General features: G+C 59.0%; 16 protein-coding genes. 6 read left to right on the top strand and 10 right to left on the bottom strand.

Features of this window, described 5'->3' with window-relative positions:
• The first annotated feature begins 123 nt into the window (after positions 1-123).
• The gene (locus PPUTUW4_RS25595) at positions 124-1,179 is read left to right on the top strand and encodes a hypothetical protein (protein ID WP_144443143.1); all 1,056 of its coding nucleotides are present in this window, start codon (positions 124-126) and stop codon (positions 1,177-1,179) included.
• Positions 1,180-1,674: 495 nt separating this feature from the next.
• Positions 1,675-2,778, top strand: a complete 1,104-nt coding sequence (locus tag PPUTUW4_RS25590; protein ID WP_007975492.1) for a GlxA family transcriptional regulator — start codon at positions 1,675-1,677, stop codon at positions 2,776-2,778.
• Positions 2,779-2,890: 112 nt separating this feature from the next.
• On the opposite strand, the gene PPUTUW4_RS25585 is transcribed toward PPUTUW4_RS25590, so the two are convergent.
• The 6 genes from PPUTUW4_RS25585 to choX all read right to left on the bottom strand — a co-directional run bounded on the left by PPUTUW4_RS25585 (position 2,891) and on the right by choX (position 8,396).
• Entirely contained in the window at positions 2,891-3,157 is a 267-nt protein-coding gene (locus PPUTUW4_RS25585) for a hypothetical protein (RefSeq protein ID WP_007995656.1), read from the bottom strand.
• 385 nt (positions 3,158-3,542) lie between these two features.
• Positions 3,543-4,706 (bottom strand): gamma-butyrobetaine dioxygenase, encoded by a 1,164-nt coding sequence (locus PPUTUW4_RS25580; protein ID WP_015097147.1) that lies wholly within the window; start codon positions 4,704-4,706, stop codon positions 3,543-3,545.
• A 13-nt stretch (positions 4,707-4,719) separates the two neighbouring features.
• Entirely contained in the window at positions 4,720-5,196 is a 477-nt protein-coding gene (locus tag PPUTUW4_RS25575; protein WP_015097146.1) for a thioesterase family protein, read from the bottom strand.
• Positions 5,197-5,360: 164 nt separating this feature from the next.
• Complete coding sequence (locus PPUTUW4_RS25570) at positions 5,361-6,326, bottom strand: L-carnitine dehydrogenase (protein ID WP_015097145.1); 966 nt, start codon at positions 6,324-6,326, stop codon at positions 5,361-5,363.
• A gap of 142 nt (positions 6,327-6,468) precedes the next feature.
• On the bottom strand, positions 6,469-7,356 hold the full coding sequence (locus tag PPUTUW4_RS25565) for a 3-keto-5-aminohexanoate cleavage protein (protein WP_007985953.1): 888 nt from the start codon (positions 7,354-7,356) through the stop codon (positions 6,469-6,471).
• Positions 7,357-7,451: 95 nt separating this feature from the next.
• Positions 7,452-8,396, bottom strand: a complete 945-nt coding sequence (choX, locus tag PPUTUW4_RS25560) for a choline ABC transporter substrate-binding protein (protein ID WP_015097144.1) — start codon at positions 8,394-8,396, stop codon at positions 7,452-7,454.
• A gap of 225 nt (positions 8,397-8,621) precedes the next feature.
• On the opposite strand from choX, the gene PPUTUW4_RS25555 reads away from it, so the two are divergent.
• Positions 8,622-9,566 carry a GlxA family transcriptional regulator gene (locus PPUTUW4_RS25555; protein ID WP_015097143.1) on the top strand — a complete coding sequence of 315 codons (945 nt, stop codon included), beginning with the start codon at positions 8,622-8,624 and terminating at the stop codon, positions 9,564-9,566.
• A 131-nt stretch (positions 9,567-9,697) separates the two neighbouring features.
• On the opposite strand, the gene PPUTUW4_RS25550 is transcribed toward PPUTUW4_RS25555, so the two are convergent.
• The 4 genes from PPUTUW4_RS25550 to PPUTUW4_RS25535 form a co-directional block, all read right to left on the bottom strand.
• Positions 9,698-10,114, bottom strand: a complete 417-nt coding sequence (locus tag PPUTUW4_RS25550) for a DUF3010 family protein (protein WP_015097142.1) — start codon at positions 10,112-10,114, stop codon at positions 9,698-9,700.
• Between the two features lie 32 nt (positions 10,115-10,146).
• Positions 10,147-10,470: a helix-turn-helix transcriptional regulator gene (locus PPUTUW4_RS25545; protein ID WP_015097141.1), complete on the bottom strand. Its 324-nt coding sequence runs from the start codon at positions 10,468-10,470 to the stop codon at positions 10,147-10,149.
• Positions 10,454-10,708, bottom strand: a complete 255-nt coding sequence (locus tag PPUTUW4_RS25540) for a type II toxin-antitoxin system RelE/ParE family toxin (RefSeq protein WP_015097140.1) — start codon at positions 10,706-10,708, stop codon at positions 10,454-10,456. Before PPUTUW4_RS25540 ends, PPUTUW4_RS25545 begins: the two co-directional genes overlap by 17 nt.
• Before the next feature lie 213 nt (positions 10,709-10,921).
• Positions 10,922-11,323: a lysozyme inhibitor LprI family protein gene (locus tag PPUTUW4_RS25535; protein ID WP_015097139.1), complete on the bottom strand. Its 402-nt coding sequence runs from the start codon at positions 11,321-11,323 to the stop codon at positions 10,922-10,924.
• 224 nt (positions 11,324-11,547) lie between these two features.
• Between PPUTUW4_RS25535 and PPUTUW4_RS25530 the strand changes: the two genes are divergently transcribed.
• From PPUTUW4_RS25530 to dgcA, 3 genes are all read left to right on the top strand, one after another.
• On the top strand, positions 11,548-12,525 hold the full coding sequence (locus PPUTUW4_RS25530; protein ID WP_015097138.1) for a dipeptidase: 978 nt from the start codon (positions 11,548-11,550) through the stop codon (positions 12,523-12,525).
• A 78-nt stretch (positions 12,526-12,603) separates the two neighbouring features.
• Positions 12,604-13,134, top strand: a complete 531-nt coding sequence (locus PPUTUW4_RS25525; protein WP_007975505.1) for a DUF5943 domain-containing protein — start codon at positions 12,604-12,606, stop codon at positions 13,132-13,134.
• 15 nt (positions 13,135-13,149) lie between these two features.
• Positions 13,150-15,210 carry a dimethylglycine demethylation protein DgcA gene (dgcA, locus tag PPUTUW4_RS25520; RefSeq protein ID WP_007975506.1) on the top strand — a complete coding sequence of 687 codons (2,061 nt, stop codon included), beginning with the start codon at positions 13,150-13,152 and terminating at the stop codon, positions 15,208-15,210.
• The last annotated feature ends 13 nt before the right edge of the window (positions 15,211-15,223 follow it).

Below are 15,223 nucleotides of genomic sequence, written 5' to 3'. Positions count from 1 at the left end.
CAGGTGTAAGTCATTTGCAACAGTAGCGTTCTCTAGAATGCTGGGCTCGATTTCCTGTCTTCGAGGGTTTCTATGCTAACGAAAACACTATCCGGTTCCGCTCCGAATCTTAGTGGTGTCCTGTTGGATCCTGGCTTTCACGCAAAAACGACGTTGGTACACAAACAGTTGGTTTTGGCAGAAAACAATCCGGGTTCGCTTCATCTTGCCAGTAGCAGCAAGTCGGCATGGGTAAAGCACGATTGCTCTCCAGCGGCGTTGATTCATAGCGTTGAAGTGCATGCTAAACGAGGCTTGCTGAACTTGATTGCTTCGAGGGATTTTGCCACTGGGGCGCTCAGCCAAGAGGAGAAGCGTGAGGTTGGGCGTGCTGTGATCTCTACGGTAATGGCTCTGAATCAAATTTTGGCCAGGAAAGACGCAGAATTTCCGTCAATTACAATTCACGAGAATCATTTGATCGGCGATGGATTGATTCATGAGGACCGCAATCTTCCGCGTCAGAGTAACCCTGACGATTATGATCGCTACCATACTCTGGGGGTTCCTTTTGCGGAAAATGGTCGCATGCAGGCCCATTATCATCTTGAGTTCAGGGGTGGGTTAACTGCCGCAGCTGTTGCTGATGTACTGAATAGTCTCAACGATGTAGGGATCGTCATTGCCGGGAGGGAGATCATTTCTGCGCAGGATATCGAACTAATCGTTGGCAAGCTGCCAGCGAGTGACACTGCTAAGTCATCATTGCGTATGGAACTCAAGGCTGTCCGCCAGTTGATTCCCAGTGAGCTTGACGCAAACGCCTCTAGAACCCGAACTCGCGATGAGTTGTTCGGTGCATTTACTGCGTTGGGTAGCGCAAGTGTTGAGGCAAGCACGGGGCAGGTGTTTCGGAACGCCCATATGAACGGATTTCGCATTGCAGAGCCCGATTGCCTGGGTAATGGCAATACTCGGCTGAGCGATGATCTTGCTTTAATTGAGTCTTTTTCAGGTGGCGTTTCGGTCTCTTCTTTGACTATCCAGCATTTGTTGGACATTCACCTTTCTTTTCGAAAAGCGATGGCTGATCTACCAGATGCGGATGCGGATGCGGTTGGGGTGAAGGAGCTCCAAGCTTTTAAAGAACGGTTGGAGGCGGCCTCAGATCAGGTAGCAAGAATGTTGAGACGTTCCTGATCGTCGCAGTAGCGGTTGCGAAGTTAAATAAAACGCTTCGGTGCAGGGGGGGGGCGTTTGTTATCAAGACCAGTCAAAACTGCGCGCTAAGTGAACACCCGATGTAAAACGCGCCACCTTTTGGCGCGTCGCTAACAGATAATCCGTGTCACCGGCGGTCGGGTCTTATCCAGAGCTCTGACCACCCGTCACCCGTGCCTGCGGTGACACTCTTTTACAGCGGCTCGCAGCCCTGTTCCCACAAGTGCTACCGAATTGCTCACCGCTCGTGAGCCGGGGCGCTTGCCAGTCCTGATGGCCATTTAAATCCCCACGTCTTGCAAGACATATATAGACACATTCCGACGTCGTTTTTAGGAGTTATTGAACGCGCATTCAAATTTAGGCATGGCAATTGCTCTGTCATTACAAAGCCCGTCTCCCACGCGAGAACGCCGGCAATAAAAAGAGCCTCCGCCTGAGGCCATCACCCGCTTTGTGTGAGGAGATACCGCGATGACGACGTTCAACTCCGGGGCCCAACCCCAGAACCGTGCGCCTCAATCCATCGGCTTTCTGCTGCTGGACAATTTCACGCTGATTTCCCTGGCCTCCGCAGTGGAACCCCTGCGCATGGCCAACCAGTTGTCCGGTCGCGAGCTGTATCGGTGGACGACCCTCACCGTCGATGGCGGCCAGGTCTGGGCCAGTGACGGCCTGCAGATCACCCCCGACGCCTCCATGCACAAAGCCCCGCCAATGGACACCGTCATCGTGTGCGGCGGTATCGGCATCCAGCGCACTGTGACCCGTGAGCACGTGTCCTGGCTGCAAAGCCAGGCCCGCCAGTCCCGTCGCCTCGGCGCGGTGTGCACCGGCAGCTGGGCCCTGGCCTGCGCCGGCCTGCTCGATGGCTTCGATTGCAGTGTGCACTGGGAATGCCTGGCAGCCATGCAGGAAGCTTTCCCGCGGGTGGCCATGAGCACCCGCCTGTTCACCCTCGACCGTAACCGTTTCACCAGCTCCGGCGGCACCGCGCCGCTGGACATGATGCTGCACCTGATCAGCCGCGATCACGGCCGTGAACTGTCGGCGGCCATTTCGGAAATGTTCGTCTACGAGCGCATCCGCAACGAGCAGGATCACCAGCGTGTGCCGCTCAAGCACATGCTCGGCACGAATCAGCCAAAACTGCAGGAAATCGTTGCGCTGATGGAGGCCAACCTCGAAGAGCCAATCGATCTCGACGAACTGGCCGTCTATGTCGCGGTATCCCGTCGTCAGCTCGAGCGCCTGTTCCAGAAATACCTGCACTGCTCGCCGTCGCGTTACTACCTGAAGCTGCGCCTGATCCGCGCCCGGCAACTGCTCAAGCAAACGCCGATGTCGATCATCGAAGTGGCGTCGGTGTGCGGTTTCGTGTCCACGCCGCACTTCTCCAAGTGCTACCGCGAGTACTTCGGCATTCCGCCGCGTGACGAGCGCGTAGGCTCCAACACTACCCAGCAAGTGGCGATGATGCCGTTGCCGCAAGCCTTGGTGCTGTCGCCGTTGTCCGGGCCGTTGTCGGCGTTGAGCCAGGCGCGTAATGAGTCGACGTTTGCCAGTGTAAGGCTTTAAACCGAGGCGCCTTCATTCGCGGGCAAGCCCGCTCCCACAGGTTTTGTGTCAGAGCATTAACTTTGTGCTCGACACAAAGCCCTGTGGGAGCGGGCTTGCCCGCGAAGTCTTTTTATCGGCCTGTGTGGCTCTGCTGATACTCCGCCAATGCCGGCAACAACTGCTTGTCGATCGCCTGGCGTACCGCCGGCAGGATGGTCGCGCTGCTGGTGTACATCTGCTTGACCATGGTCCGCAGTGTCATCGCCCGTACATCGTTCAAACCCCGTACCGCACACTCACAGGCCTGCTCGGCGGTGGCGCCGGTGGGCACCTCGAATCCCAACGACTTGAGCTGGCCCAACAGGTCTTCCTGGTCTATCAAATCGGCGTGCATCATGACGCAATCCTTCTTCAGGGAACGGTGTCGTGGCTCGATTCTGGTAGGGCCACGCAGTAGCGGCAAGGGCGAATTGTCGCAATGGCCGCAATGGCTATGAACAGGTCGTTTTCGACTAACTTGCCGTTCGGAGGAGTGGGCACACTGGGCTCAGCTCGCTTCACGAAGGTTTGGTCACCCTCGCACGGCAGCTCCTCAACAGTACCCTCTGCCTCGATCCTGTCACGGCTTGATCGGGGCTTTTTTTGTCTGTGAATCAGTGGGTTTTGTGTCGATTAATAGACCGCTTTCGCGAGCAAGCCCGCTCCCACAGTTGACCGAGTCCCATCAGGGGAATGCGGTCGAATGTGGGAGCGGGCTTGCTCGCGAAGAACGATGACGCGGTCTAGCGTTGCAACACCAGAATCCGCGACAACAACTCATCCCGGTCGACATAGCAGCCCTGGAAGTGCCGCGCCCCGGTGGCGGGGTCGAAGGCGTTGCGGGCGTGCAGGGTGCGGCGGTTGTCGAAGCACCACAGCTCACCGGGATTGAGCCGCTGCATCAAGCGAAACCGGGGTTCGCGTGTCATCGCGATAAAGCGCCGGTAGGCGTGATAGAGCTTGGGCATCTGTTCCACCGAAGTGTCGAACGGGCCGCGCAGAAAGTTCGCCATGCGGATTTCCGATACCTGCCCCAACGTGTCCAGGGCAATGATCGGCGCGAGGCAGCGGTAGTCGCTGTGGCGGTCTTTGTTGCGAAACTCTACGGGGATTTCGCAAAGGCTTTTGAATGACTCCGGGTCTTCGCGACGCAGCGCATCGGCGATGGCAAACCCGTCGACAAAAATACTTTCGCCACCCTCGGCGTCATTGACCAGGCAATGCAGGAATTGCAGCCCCGGTTGCAGCTCTCGGGTCGGCAAATCACTGTGCAGCGGCAGGTTGAAAGCGGTGTAGGCGTTGCTGTCGGCGTCGGCTTTGGATTGCACGTTGAACAGCACGCCGAAATTGCTCTCGCGGATGAAGGAAATCCGTTGCGCGATCAGCTTCAGAGAGCCGGTCTCGGTGGGCACGCCACGAACCTGGGTCAGGCCGACATCGCGAACCGCCAGCAGCCATTGCAGCAACGCCTGCGGGTCGTTCATCAGTGCTTGATAGTCGAACACCGGCAACTGCAAATCGCTGTGCCAGAGCCTGGCTTTGGGCTTGTGTGCCAGGCGTTCGGCGCGGGATTCATCGTCATAGGCGTGGGCGCGCAACCAGCCGGGATCGAAGCGGCTGGCGTGGCCATCCTGCCAATCCACCGACAGGCAACCTTCGCTGTCAATGTGTACGGCGTCAGGCATCAGGTCTTGAGCCACATCGACGATTTCCAGCACTTGCTCGCGGGTCACGGTGTAGACGCACTGCGGGCACGGGCAGTTATCCCGCAGCCATTGATGGTGGAAAGGGCTGACGCGATCGTCGGCCCACTTCACCAGAACCCGGTCCGCCAGTGTCTGCACGCCAGTCAGCGCGCTGATCAACGGATAGGTACGAAAGTCGGCAAATGCAGCGGCGGTGTTCATGGCGATCTCCTTGTTATTTTTTTGGGGGTAATGCGATCACTCGGCCAATGTACCCGGGCGTTGGCAGGTCCACCTGTTCGGCGACGATGGCTTGCAGCCGATTCAAGGATTGTTCGCTGAACGGGGCCGAACGGGGTCCGGCGAGATCCACGTGCAGCAGCATCTGTTCGTTGCCTGCAAGCTCCTGGGCATCACCGACCAGATGCAGGCTGTGATAGAGGTGCAGGCGTTTGCTGTCGTGGGCAATGATTTGGGTGTGCACTTCGACTTGGGCGTCGAGTTTCACTTCGTGCAGGTAGTTGAGGTGCAGTTCGAGAGTGAATAGCGAGTTGCCGCTGGCTTCCCGGCTGTCGCTGTCCAGGCCCAGGCGATCCATCAGGGCATCGGTGGCGTAGCTGAAAATCAGCAGGTAATAGGCGTCGCGCAGGTGGCCGTTGTAGTCGACCCAGTCGGGGATGATGGTGGTTTGGTAGGTGGTGAGGGTGGGCATGGTTTCTGATCCAATTTGTGTGGTGACTGGACTGCCGCTATCGCGAGCAAGCTCGCTCCCACAGTGATTTGCAGTGTGAATACAATCTATGTCACTCAGCAGATCCCCTGTGGGAGCGAGCTTGCTCGCGATGGGGCCAATGCTGCTGGCCCCACAGCCTGGGCTTACTCGCTGAAGGCCATCCCATGCTTCTCTTTGGTGGTCTTCACCGCCTCGAGCACTGCCAGCAGGCAGTCATCACGATAGCGCTCCAGCGCTGAAATGCTGTGTTTACCCAGTTGATCGCTGGTGCCCTCGACCACGTCGTCGATCAGCTTGTCGGTCAGTTCCGGTGCCGGCAGGTAAGTCCACGGCAACTGCAGCGCCGGGCCGAACTGCGCCATGAAGTGACGCATGCCGGCATCACCACCGGCCAGGGTGTAGGTCAGGAAGGTGCCCATGAACGACCAGCGCAGGCCCGCGCCAAAGCGGATCGCATCGTCGATTTCACCGGTAGTCGCCACGCCGTCGTTGACCAGGTGCAGAGCCTCACGCCACAGCGCTTCGAGCAGGCGGTCGGCGATGAACCCCGGCACTTCCTTGCGCACGTGCAACGGGCGCATCCCCAGGGATTCATAGACTTTCATCGCCGCTTGCACGGCTTCGGGCGCGGTATTTTTACCGCCGACGACTTCGACCAGTGGTAGCAGGTAAACCGGGTTGAACGGGTGACCGACCACGCAGCGCTCCGGGTGCGTGGCACTCTCGTAGAACTCGCTCGGCAACAGACCGGAGGTGCTGGAGCCGATCAAAGCATTGGGCTTGGCTGCCGCGCTGATTTTGCTGTGCAGGTCCAGTTTCAGTTCAAGGCGTTCCGGGGCGCTTTCCTGGATGAAGTCAGCGTCGCGAACGCATTCTTCGATGGTTGCGACAAAGCGCAGGCGATCCTGCGATGCACCCGGCGCCAGGCCTTGTTTCTCCAATGCACCCCAGGCGTTGGCGACGCGTTTGCGCAGGGCTGCTTCAGCGCCTGGTGCCGGGTCCCAGGCCACTACATCGAGGCCATGGGCGAGGGCGCGGGATACCCAACCGCTGCCGATGACACCGCTGCCCAGGGCGGCGAAGGTTTTGATCTCGGTGATGAAGGTCATGGTGACTTCCTGAATTTGGCTCGAAAAAAACTGTGGGAGCGAGCCTGCTCGCGAAGAGGCCGGTACATCCGACAGATCTCTTGCGTCAGTCATGCCGCCTTCGCGAGCAGGCTCGCTCCCACAGGGGGAAAGTTGTTGTGAATTAACCGCGCTTGGTCAGGCCCATTTTTGCCCGGCCTTCAGCCGGGGTGAGCACGCGGGCACCGAGGCGGCTGAGGATTTCCGTGGCGCGTTCGACCAGTTGGCCGTTGGTCGCCAGCACACCCTTGTCCAGCCACAGGTTGTCCTCCAGCCCTACCCGCACGTTGCCGCCGAGCAACACTGCTTGCGCCGCCATCGGCATCTGCATGCGACCGATACCGAAGCCGGCCCAGACCGCGTCGGCCGGCAGATTGTCGACCATGGCTTTCATGGTGGTGGTGTCCGCCGGCGCACCCCACGGGATGCCCAGGCACAGCTGGAACAACGGGTTGTCGAGCAGGCCTTCCTTGATCATCTGCTTGGCGAACCACAGGTGACCGGTGTCGAAGATTTCCAGCTCGGCCTTCACGCCCAGCTCTTGAATGCGTTTGGCGCCAGCGCGCAGCTGGGCCGGGGTAGAAACGTAAATGGTGTCGCCGTCGCCGAAGTTCAGGGTGCCGCAATCGAGGGTGCAGATTTCCGGCAGCAGTTCTTCGACATGGGCCAGACGAGTCAGCGGGCCGACCAGATCGGTGTTCGGGCCGAACTCCATTGGATTTTCGCCGGCACCGATTTCCAGGTCGCCGCCCATGCCGGCAGTGAGGTTGACGATGATGTCCACGTCCGCCTCGCGGATACGCTCCATCACCTCGCGATACAGCGCCACATCACGGCTGAACTTGCCGGTTTGCGGGTCGCGCACATGGCAGTGAACCACGGTGGCACCGGCCTTGGCGGCTTCCACGGCGGCAGCCGCGATCTGTTTTGGGGTGACCGGCACGTGTGGGCTCTTGCTGGTCGTGTCGCCAGCACCGGTGAGTGCGCAGGTGATGATGACGTCGTGGTTCATTTGGCGGTTCCTTACAGGCGAGTTTTTGGTTTTGGCCAGGCGTGGTGATCCCGTTCACAGCCCCTTGGGGCTGCGAGACGGTGGTGGGTTCGGGTTTATTTACTGGTCAGTTGCAGGTTTTCAGCGGCCGGTTTGCCATCGAAGGTGGTGACGCCTTCAAGCCAGCGTTTTTTGTCCTGCGGGTGATCCTTGAGCCATTGTTTGGCCGACTCGAAAGCGTCCTTGTGATCCAGCAGTGGCTGCATCATCCGGCTCTCGTCTTCGGCGGTGAACGTCAGATTGCTCAGCAGGCGACCGATGTTCGGGCATTGCTGGGCGTAGGTCGGTGCGGTGACGGTCCACACGGTGGCCTTGCCTTCGTTCGGGCCGAGGGCGTCTTCGCTGCCGGTGAGGTAGGTCATGTTCACGTTGACGTTCATCGGGTGCGGCGCCCAGCCGAAGAACACCACGGCTTCGTTGCGACGCACGGCGCGATCCACCGCGGCGAGCATGCCGGCTTCGCTGGACTCGACCAGCTGGAACTTGCCGAGGCCGAACTGGTTCTTGGAGATCATCGCCTTGATCTGGGTGTTGGCGCCCGAGCCAGGCTCGATGCCGTAGATCTTGCCGCCCAGTTCTTTTTCGAATTTGGCGATGTCAGCGAAGGTTTTCAGGCCCTTGTCGGCGAGATAGGTCGGCACGGCGAGGGTCGCGCGGGCGTCTTGCAGGCTTGGCGCATCAAGCACCTTGACCTGCTTGGCCTCGACGAACGGGGTGAGGGTCTGGGTCATCAGCGGGTTCCAGTACCCGAGGAACAGATCCAGACGCTGGTCGCGGATCCCGGCGAAGATGATTTGCTGGGAGGCGCTGGTTTGTTTGGTGCTGTAGCCGAGGCCATCGAGCAATACCTGGGCCATGGCACTGGTGGCGATCACGTCGGTCCAGTTCACTACACCCATGCGCACGTTCTGGCACGCGGCGGGTTCGGCGGCCATGGCACTGGCGCTCAGTAACGCGGTACCACTGAGTGCAAGAACACAGCTGCTGATCAGTCGTTTCATTCTCAGGTTCCTCGGCAGTTCGTTTATTGTGAGTTCCGGTGTCTGATGCGCCGGTGATGCCAAGTTACGCAGCAAAGCACCGATGAAAGCGCACTGCGGCGACCAGCTCTTGCACTGCAGCGACCTGTGCTCTTGAAAGCCGCCAGCAACTGGCGTATCAACATCCCTACGCTGCCCGCCCTCTCGTTACCTGGCCTCTTGTTACCTGCTAAGCGAGTGCGCTCCATGTCCCAGGATTTCTATTTCTTGTTGATGCCGGGTTTCTCGGCCATCGGATTTATCTCGGCCATCGAGCCGTTGCGGGTTGCCAATCGCTTTCGTGGCGAGCTCTATCGCTGGCATGTGTTGAGCGCGGACGGCGGGGCAGTGCTGGCCAGCAACGGTATGTCGGTCAACGCCGATGCGGCGCTAGAGCCGCTGAAGAAAGGCGCGACCTTGTTGGTGGTTGCTGGCTTCGAACCTCTGAAATTCGCCACCCCGGCGCTTGAGCATTGGTTGCGCCGACTGGACAACGAAGGCGTGACCCTTGGCGCCATCGACACCGGCAGTTTCATCCTCGCCGAAGCCGGTTTGCTCGACGGCCATCGCCTGACCCTGCACTGGGAAGCCATCGACGCCTTCAAGGAGTCTTATCCACAGCTCAGCGTTACCCAGGAATTGTTCGAGATCGACCGCCGGCGCATCACTTCTGCTGGCGGCACGGCCTCCATCGATTTAATGCTGGATCTGATCGCCCAGGCCCACGGCCCGGAACTGGCGATCCAGGTCAGCGAACAATTCGTGCTCGGCCGCATCCGCCCGCGCAAAGATCACCAACGCATGGAAGTCGCCACGCGCTACGGCATCAGCAACAAAAAGCTGGTGCAGGTGATCGGTGAGATGGAACAACACAGCGAACCGCCGCTGAGTACGCTGGAACTGGCGGAATCGATCAAGGTGACGCGGCGGCAGTTGGAGCGGTTGTTTCGGTTGCACCTGAACGACACGCCGAGCAATTTCTATCTGCGGTTACGGTTGGAAAAAGCGCGGCAGTTGCTGCGGCAGACGGACATGAGTGTGCTGGAGGTGAGCATTGCCTGCGGGTTCGAGTCGCCGTCGTATTTCACCCGTAGTTATCGGGCGAAATATGAGCGTTGTCCGCGGGAGGATCGGCGCACCGCGCAGGCATAAACACCCGAGAAACCTGTGGGAGCGGGCTTGCCCGCGATGAGGCTGGCACTTTCAATATGGATGTTGACAGGTACACCGCTTTCGCGGGCAAGTCCGCTCCCACAGTGTTCGGTTTTGACAGGTAGAAAGCCTTACTTCTTCAACAACGCCGAACACGCCGCCTTGTAAGCCTCATGCTGATATTTGTTCAGCGTATCCGATAGTTCGACATTGAATTTCTTGCACTGCGCCGTAATGGTCTGCGGAGACAGCAGCGTCACCTCGCAATTCTCCAATAACTGGAAAACCCCTTCGATCTTGAACGTGGTCGGCCCTCCAGCGAATTCACCTTTCTTGCTGCGTTTCTTGATCGCGATGCGGTCGATGGAGTTCTCCCGGACAAACGAGGCAACTTGCGCGGCAAACACTTTGACATTGGCGGCTTCATCGTCATCGTCCAGGGCAATTTTCTTGGTGGCGAGCGCGACATGGCTCAGCGCCTGACCGTCCAGCGTGGCCACGGCGATGATCGCTTCGCTGCCTTTGATTTCGATGCCGCAGACTTTCATGTTGAATCCCTTTACTGGCTGAAGCGTGCAGCTTACAGCTCAAGTTGAGTGGCGGTGATACCAAACGCCGCGGCGATCTTTTCGCGGGTGGCCTTGCGAGGCTTGGCGACCGTTTCCTGTTGGGCAAATGCCGGCTGGGATACACCCATTCGTTTGGCCACTTCATCCTGGGTAAGGTTCAAGTGTTCGCGCCAGGCGCGGATTGGGGTAGCGCCATCGACAATGCGGCTCACCACCTCGTGAGGGATCAAATCGGGCTCGATTTTCTGTGCCACGTATTGTGCATAGGGAATGACAACAAAGGCTGGATTGCCTTCGGCGTCGTTGATGATTTGGATGTCAGTAGGTGCGTTCATCGCGTTTTTTGACCTCTTGAATACTGACCACTTTGATCGCGCCATCCCAGTCGAACATAACCCGGTAATTACCGACACGCAGCCGATAAGCGTAGTCATGACCGACCAGTGCTTTGACATTGCCTACATCGGGCATGTCTGCCAGCGCCGTGATGGCATCACGAACCTGAATCTGGTGAACGGAATGCAATCTCAAGAGTTGCTTAACGGCCTTTCGAGTCCAGTGGATGCTGTTCATGGAAGAATATAAGTCTTTTATAAGATTTGCGAATATTTACTTATATTTTTCAGGTGCGCAATCAACAGCAATTGTCAGTATGTTGCGTGAAAAGCCCACAGATTGGGGGCTTCCAGGTAATACGTGTAGGCGGGGTCAGAGCGTGTTGTAGGAAGTAGGGAAAGTGCTGTTGAAAGCTGGACGCAGTTCCAGCTTTCACCGGAATATTCAGGACTATTCCTGCCCAATCGACTCCAAAAACTCCGACCGTTCATCACTCATCCGCGCAATGCAATCGTTCTGGGCAATGGTGAACGCCTTGCTGCCACCGGTGGCCGGGAAGGCTTCGACGGCGCAGTCGGCATCCCGGGTCTTCAGCCATTGCTGTTGGGCGGCCTTGAGCTTGGCGGTGATGTCGGCCAGTTGCGACGGGTTTTTGCCGTATTGCGACTGCATGCGGTCGCTCAGGCCTTGGAGGTTTTCCTTGAGCAGGTCTTCGGCGCTGGTTTTGCTGAAGGCCGAGCACTCGAGGGTCTGGACGTCGTTTTCGACTTTATCGCACGGGTTGTCGTCGGACTCCTGCGCTGCGTGTACGCCGGTCGCAATCAATGCCAAAGCCAGAAGGATGGATTTCATTCAGGTCGCCGCTCTATTTCAGTGATGCGGCGAATTCTGGCCCAAGCCGAGGGCCTTGAACAGGTCGCTGATTGGGCCAGGAGACGACCCTTTGTCGCGGATTGACGCTTTCGGCAAACCCCCTGTCGTTTTTGCACCCGGTCGCCGAGGCACCGAGGCATATGCTGGCCCCAAAGCGCCGGCAGACGATTCGGCGCATGAATCGCTAATAAGGGGACAGCCTGATGAGCCCAGCCGAATTGCACGCCGACAGCATCGTTATCGACGGGCTGATTATTGCCAAGTGGAACCGTGAACTGTTCGAAGACATGCGCAAGGGCGGTTTGACCGCAGCCAACTGCACCGTGTCGGTGTGGGAGGGCTTTCAGGCTACCGTCAACAACATTGCCGCGAGCCAGAAGCTGATCCGCGAGAACAGCGACCTGGTGATGCCGGTGCGTACCACTGCCGACATCCGCAAGGCCAAGGAGCAGGGCAAGACCGGCATCCTCTTCGGCTTCCAGAACGCCCATGCCTATGAAGACCAGATCGGCTATGTCGAGGTGTTCAAGCAGCTCGGCGTCGGCATCGTGCAGATGTGCTACAACACCCAGAACCTGGTGGGCACCGGTTGCTACGAACGTGATGGCGGCCTGTCGGGCTTCGGTCGCGAAATCGTCGCCGAGATGAACCGCGTTGGCGTGATGTGCGACCTGTCCCACGTCGGCTCCAAGACTTCCGAAGAAGTCATCCTCGAGTCGAAAAAGCCGGTCTGCTACTCCCACTGCCTGCCGTCGGGGCTCAAGGAGCACCCGCGCAACAAGTCCGATGAAGAACTCAAGTTCATTGCCGACCACGGCGGCTTTGTCGGCGTCACCATGTTCGCGCCATTCCTCGCCAAGGGTATCGACTCGACCATCGACGACTACGCCGAAGCCATCGAGTACGTGATGAACATAGTCGGCGAAGACGCCATCGGCATCGGTACCGACTTCACCCAGGGCCATGGCCAGGACTTCTTCGAATACCTGACCCACGACAAGGGCTACGCCCGCCGCCTGACCAGCTTCGGCAAGATCATCAACCCGCTGGGCATCCGCACCGTGGGCGAGTTCCCGAACCTGACCGAGACCCTGCTCAAGCGCGGCCACTCCGAGCGAGTGGTACGCAAGATCATGGGCGAAAACTGGGTGAACGTCCTCAAGGACGTTTGGGGCGAGTAAGCCACTGCACCTCTGAATCCTTTCCCCCGGCCGCCCGCGCCGGGGGCAACACAAAAATTTTTCTGGAGTTAAGTTTCCATGGCCAAGATCGCCCCGCAATTGCCAATCGAAGTCGACAGCGAGACCGGTGTCTGGACGTCCGACGCCCTGCCGATGCTGTACGTGCCACGTCATTTCTTCGTCAACAACCACATGGGCATCGAGGAAGTGCTGGGCGCTGAAGCCTATGCCGAAATTCTCTACAAGGCCGGCTACAAGTCCGCCTGGCACTGGTGTGAAAAAGAAGCCGAATGCCATGGTCTGGAAGGTGTCGCGGTGTTCGAGCACTACATGAAGCGTCTGTCGCAGCGCGGCTGGGGCCTGTTCAAGATCCAGGACATCGACCTCGACAAAGGCACCGCCAGCGTCAAGCTCGAGCACTCGGCGTTCGTCTATGTGTACGGCAAGGTCGGGCGCAAGGTCGACTACATGTTCACTGGCTGGTTTGCCGGCGCGATGGACCAGATCCTCGCCGCTCGCGGCAGCAAGATCCGCACCGTGGCCGAGCAAGTCTACGGTGGCTCCGAAGAGGGCCACGAAGACGGCTTGTTCATCGTCAAGCCGTTGTAAGTCGAGGAACCCGCCATGGCTTTCGAAGCAATGTTCCAGCCGATCCAGATCGGCAAACTGACCATCCGTAACCGCGTGCTCAGCACCGCGCACGCCGAGGTTTATGCCACCGACGGCGGCATGACCACCGATCGGTACGTCAAGTACTACGAAGAGAAAGCCAAGGGCGGGATCGGCCTGGCGATTTGCGGCGGTTCGTCCGTGGTGGCCATCGACAGCCCGCAGGAATGGTGGAGCTCGGTGAACCTGTCCACCGACCGCATTATTCCGCACTTCCAGAATCTGGCCGATGCCATGCATAAGCACGGCGCCAAGATCATGATCCAGATTACCCACATGGGCCGTCGCTCGCGTTGGGACGGCTTCAACTGGCCGACGCTGATGTCGCCGTCGGGTGTGCGCGAGCCGGTGCACCGTGCCACTTGCAAAACCATCGAGCCGGAAGAAATCTGGCGGGTGATCGGTAACTACGCTCAAGCGGCCCGCCGCGCCAAGGCCGGTGGCCTGGACGGTGTTGAATTGTCGGCGGTGCATCAGCACATGATCGACCAGTTCTGGAGCCCGCGGGTCAACAAGCGTACCGACGAATGGGGCGGCACCTTCGAAGGCCGGATGAAGTTCGGTCTGGAAGTCTTGAAAGCCGTACGCGCCGAGGTCGGTGACGATTTCTGCGTGGGCATGCGCATCTGTGGTGACGAGTTCCACCCCGATGGTCTGTCCCACGAAGACATGAAGCAGATCGCCAAGTATTACGACGACACCGGCATGCTCGACTTCATCGGCGTCGTCGGTTCGGGTTGCGACACCCACAACACCCTGGCCAACGTGATTCCGAACATGAGTTATCCGCCGGAGCCGTTCCTGCATCTGGCTGCCGGCATCAAGGAAGTGGTCAAGGTTCCGGTGCTGCACGCGCAGAACATCAAGGACCCGAACCAGGCCACGCGTATCCTGGAAGGCGGTTACGTCGACATGGTCGGCATGACCCGCGCGCACATCGCCGACCCGCACCTGATCGCCAAGATCAAGATGGGCCAGATCGACCAGATTAAACAATGCGTCGGTGCCAACTACTGCATCGACCGTCAGTATCAGGGCCTGGATGTACTGTGCATTCAGAACGCTGCTACTTCTCGTGAATACATGGGCCTGCCGCACATCATCGAAAAAACCACTGGCGTGAAACGCAAGGTGGTGGTGGTCGGCGCCGGTCCTGCCGGGATGGAGGCCGCCCGCGTGGCCGCCGAGCGTGGCCACGACGTGACCCTGTTCGAGAAAAAGGAATTCATCGGCGGGCAGATCACCACCGCATCGAAAGCCCCGCAACGGGACCAGATCGCCGGTATCACCCGCTGGTATCAACTGGAACTGGCGCGGTTGAAAGTCGACCTGCGCCTGGGTACCGCGGCTGACGCGCCAACCATCATGGACCTGCGTCCGGACGTGGTGGTGCTGGCCGTCGGCGGTCATCCGTTCATCGAGCAGAACGAACACTGGGGCGCAGCTGAAGGCCTGGTGGTCAGCAGCTGGGACATCCTCGACGGCAAGGTTGCACCGGGCAAGAACGTGCTGGTCTACGACACCATTTGCGAATTCACCGGCATGTCGACCGCTGACTTCATCGCCGACAAGGGCAGCCAGGTCGAGATCGTCACCGACGACATCAAGCCGGGCGTCGCCATCGGGGGTACATCGTTCCCGACTTACTACCGCAGCATGTACCCGAAAGAAGTGATCATGACCGGCGACATGATGCTGGAGAAGGTCTACCGCGAAGGCGACAAGCTCGTAGCGGTACTGGAAAACGAATACACCGGCGCCAAAGAGGAGCGGGTGGTCGACCAGGTGGTCGTGGAAAACGGCGTGCGTCCGGACGAAGAAATCTACTACGCGCTGAAGGAAGGCTCGCGCAACAAAGGCCAGATCGATGTCGAAGCCTTGTTCGCGATCAAGCCGCAACCTTGCCTGGAACAAAGCGGCGACGGCTACCTGCTGTTCCGCATCGGCGACTGCGTGGCCCAGCGTAACGTGCACGCGGCGATCTATGACGCGCTGCGGTTGTGCAAGGATTTCTAAAGGCTGCACTTGA

This window comes from Pseudomonas sp. UW4 (genome assembly GCF_000316175.1).
GTDB lineage: Bacteria > Pseudomonadota > Gammaproteobacteria > Pseudomonadales > Pseudomonadaceae > Aquipseudomonas > Aquipseudomonas laurylsulfatiphila.
Note: the sequence above shows the minus strand (reverse complement) of the source record. Positions and strands in the feature narration are given on the sequence as shown.

Coding starts and splice junctions, on each gene's coding strand:
- PPUTUW4_RS25545 (WP_015097141.1), bottom strand. CDS start 10,470: ATGAACGCACCTACTGACATCCAAATCATCAACGACGCCGAAGGCAAT.
- PPUTUW4_RS25530 (WP_015097138.1), top strand. CDS start 11,548: ATGAGCCCAGCCGAATTGCACGCCGACAGCATCGTTATCGACGGGCTG.
- PPUTUW4_RS25585 (WP_007995656.1), bottom strand. CDS start 3,157: ATGATGCACGCCGATTTGATAGACCAGGAAGACCTGTTGGGCCAGCTC.
- PPUTUW4_RS25555 (WP_015097143.1), top strand. CDS start 8,622: ATGTCCCAGGATTTCTATTTCTTGTTGATGCCGGGTTTCTCGGCCATC.
- PPUTUW4_RS25590 (WP_007975492.1), top strand. CDS start 1,675: ATGACGACGTTCAACTCCGGGGCCCAACCCCAGAACCGTGCGCCTCAA.
- PPUTUW4_RS25565 (WP_007985953.1), bottom strand. CDS start 7,356: ATGAACCACGACGTCATCATCACCTGCGCACTCACCGGTGCTGGCGAC.
- PPUTUW4_RS25535 (WP_015097139.1), bottom strand. CDS start 11,323: ATGAAATCCATCCTTCTGGCTTTGGCATTGATTGCGACCGGCGTACAC.
- dgcA (WP_007975506.1), top strand. CDS start 13,150: ATGGCTTTCGAAGCAATGTTCCAGCCGATCCAGATCGGCAAACTGACC.
- PPUTUW4_RS25580 (WP_015097147.1), bottom strand. CDS start 4,706: ATGAACACCGCCGCTGCATTTGCCGACTTTCGTACCTATCCGTTGATC.
- PPUTUW4_RS25575 (WP_015097146.1), bottom strand. CDS start 5,196: ATGCCCACCCTCACCACCTACCAAACCACCATCATCCCCGACTGGGTC.
- PPUTUW4_RS25570 (WP_015097145.1), bottom strand. CDS start 6,326: ATGACCTTCATCACCGAGATCAAAACCTTCGCCGCCCTGGGCAGCGGT.
- PPUTUW4_RS25540 (WP_015097140.1), bottom strand. CDS start 10,708: ATGAACAGCATCCACTGGACTCGAAAGGCCGTTAAGCAACTCTTGAGA.
- PPUTUW4_RS25525 (WP_007975505.1), top strand. CDS start 12,604: ATGGCCAAGATCGCCCCGCAATTGCCAATCGAAGTCGACAGCGAGACC.
- choX (WP_015097144.1), bottom strand. CDS start 8,396: ATGAAACGACTGATCAGCAGCTGTGTTCTTGCACTCAGTGGTACCGCG.
- PPUTUW4_RS25550 (WP_015097142.1), bottom strand. CDS start 10,114: ATGAAAGTCTGCGGCATCGAAATCAAAGGCAGCGAAGCGATCATCGCC.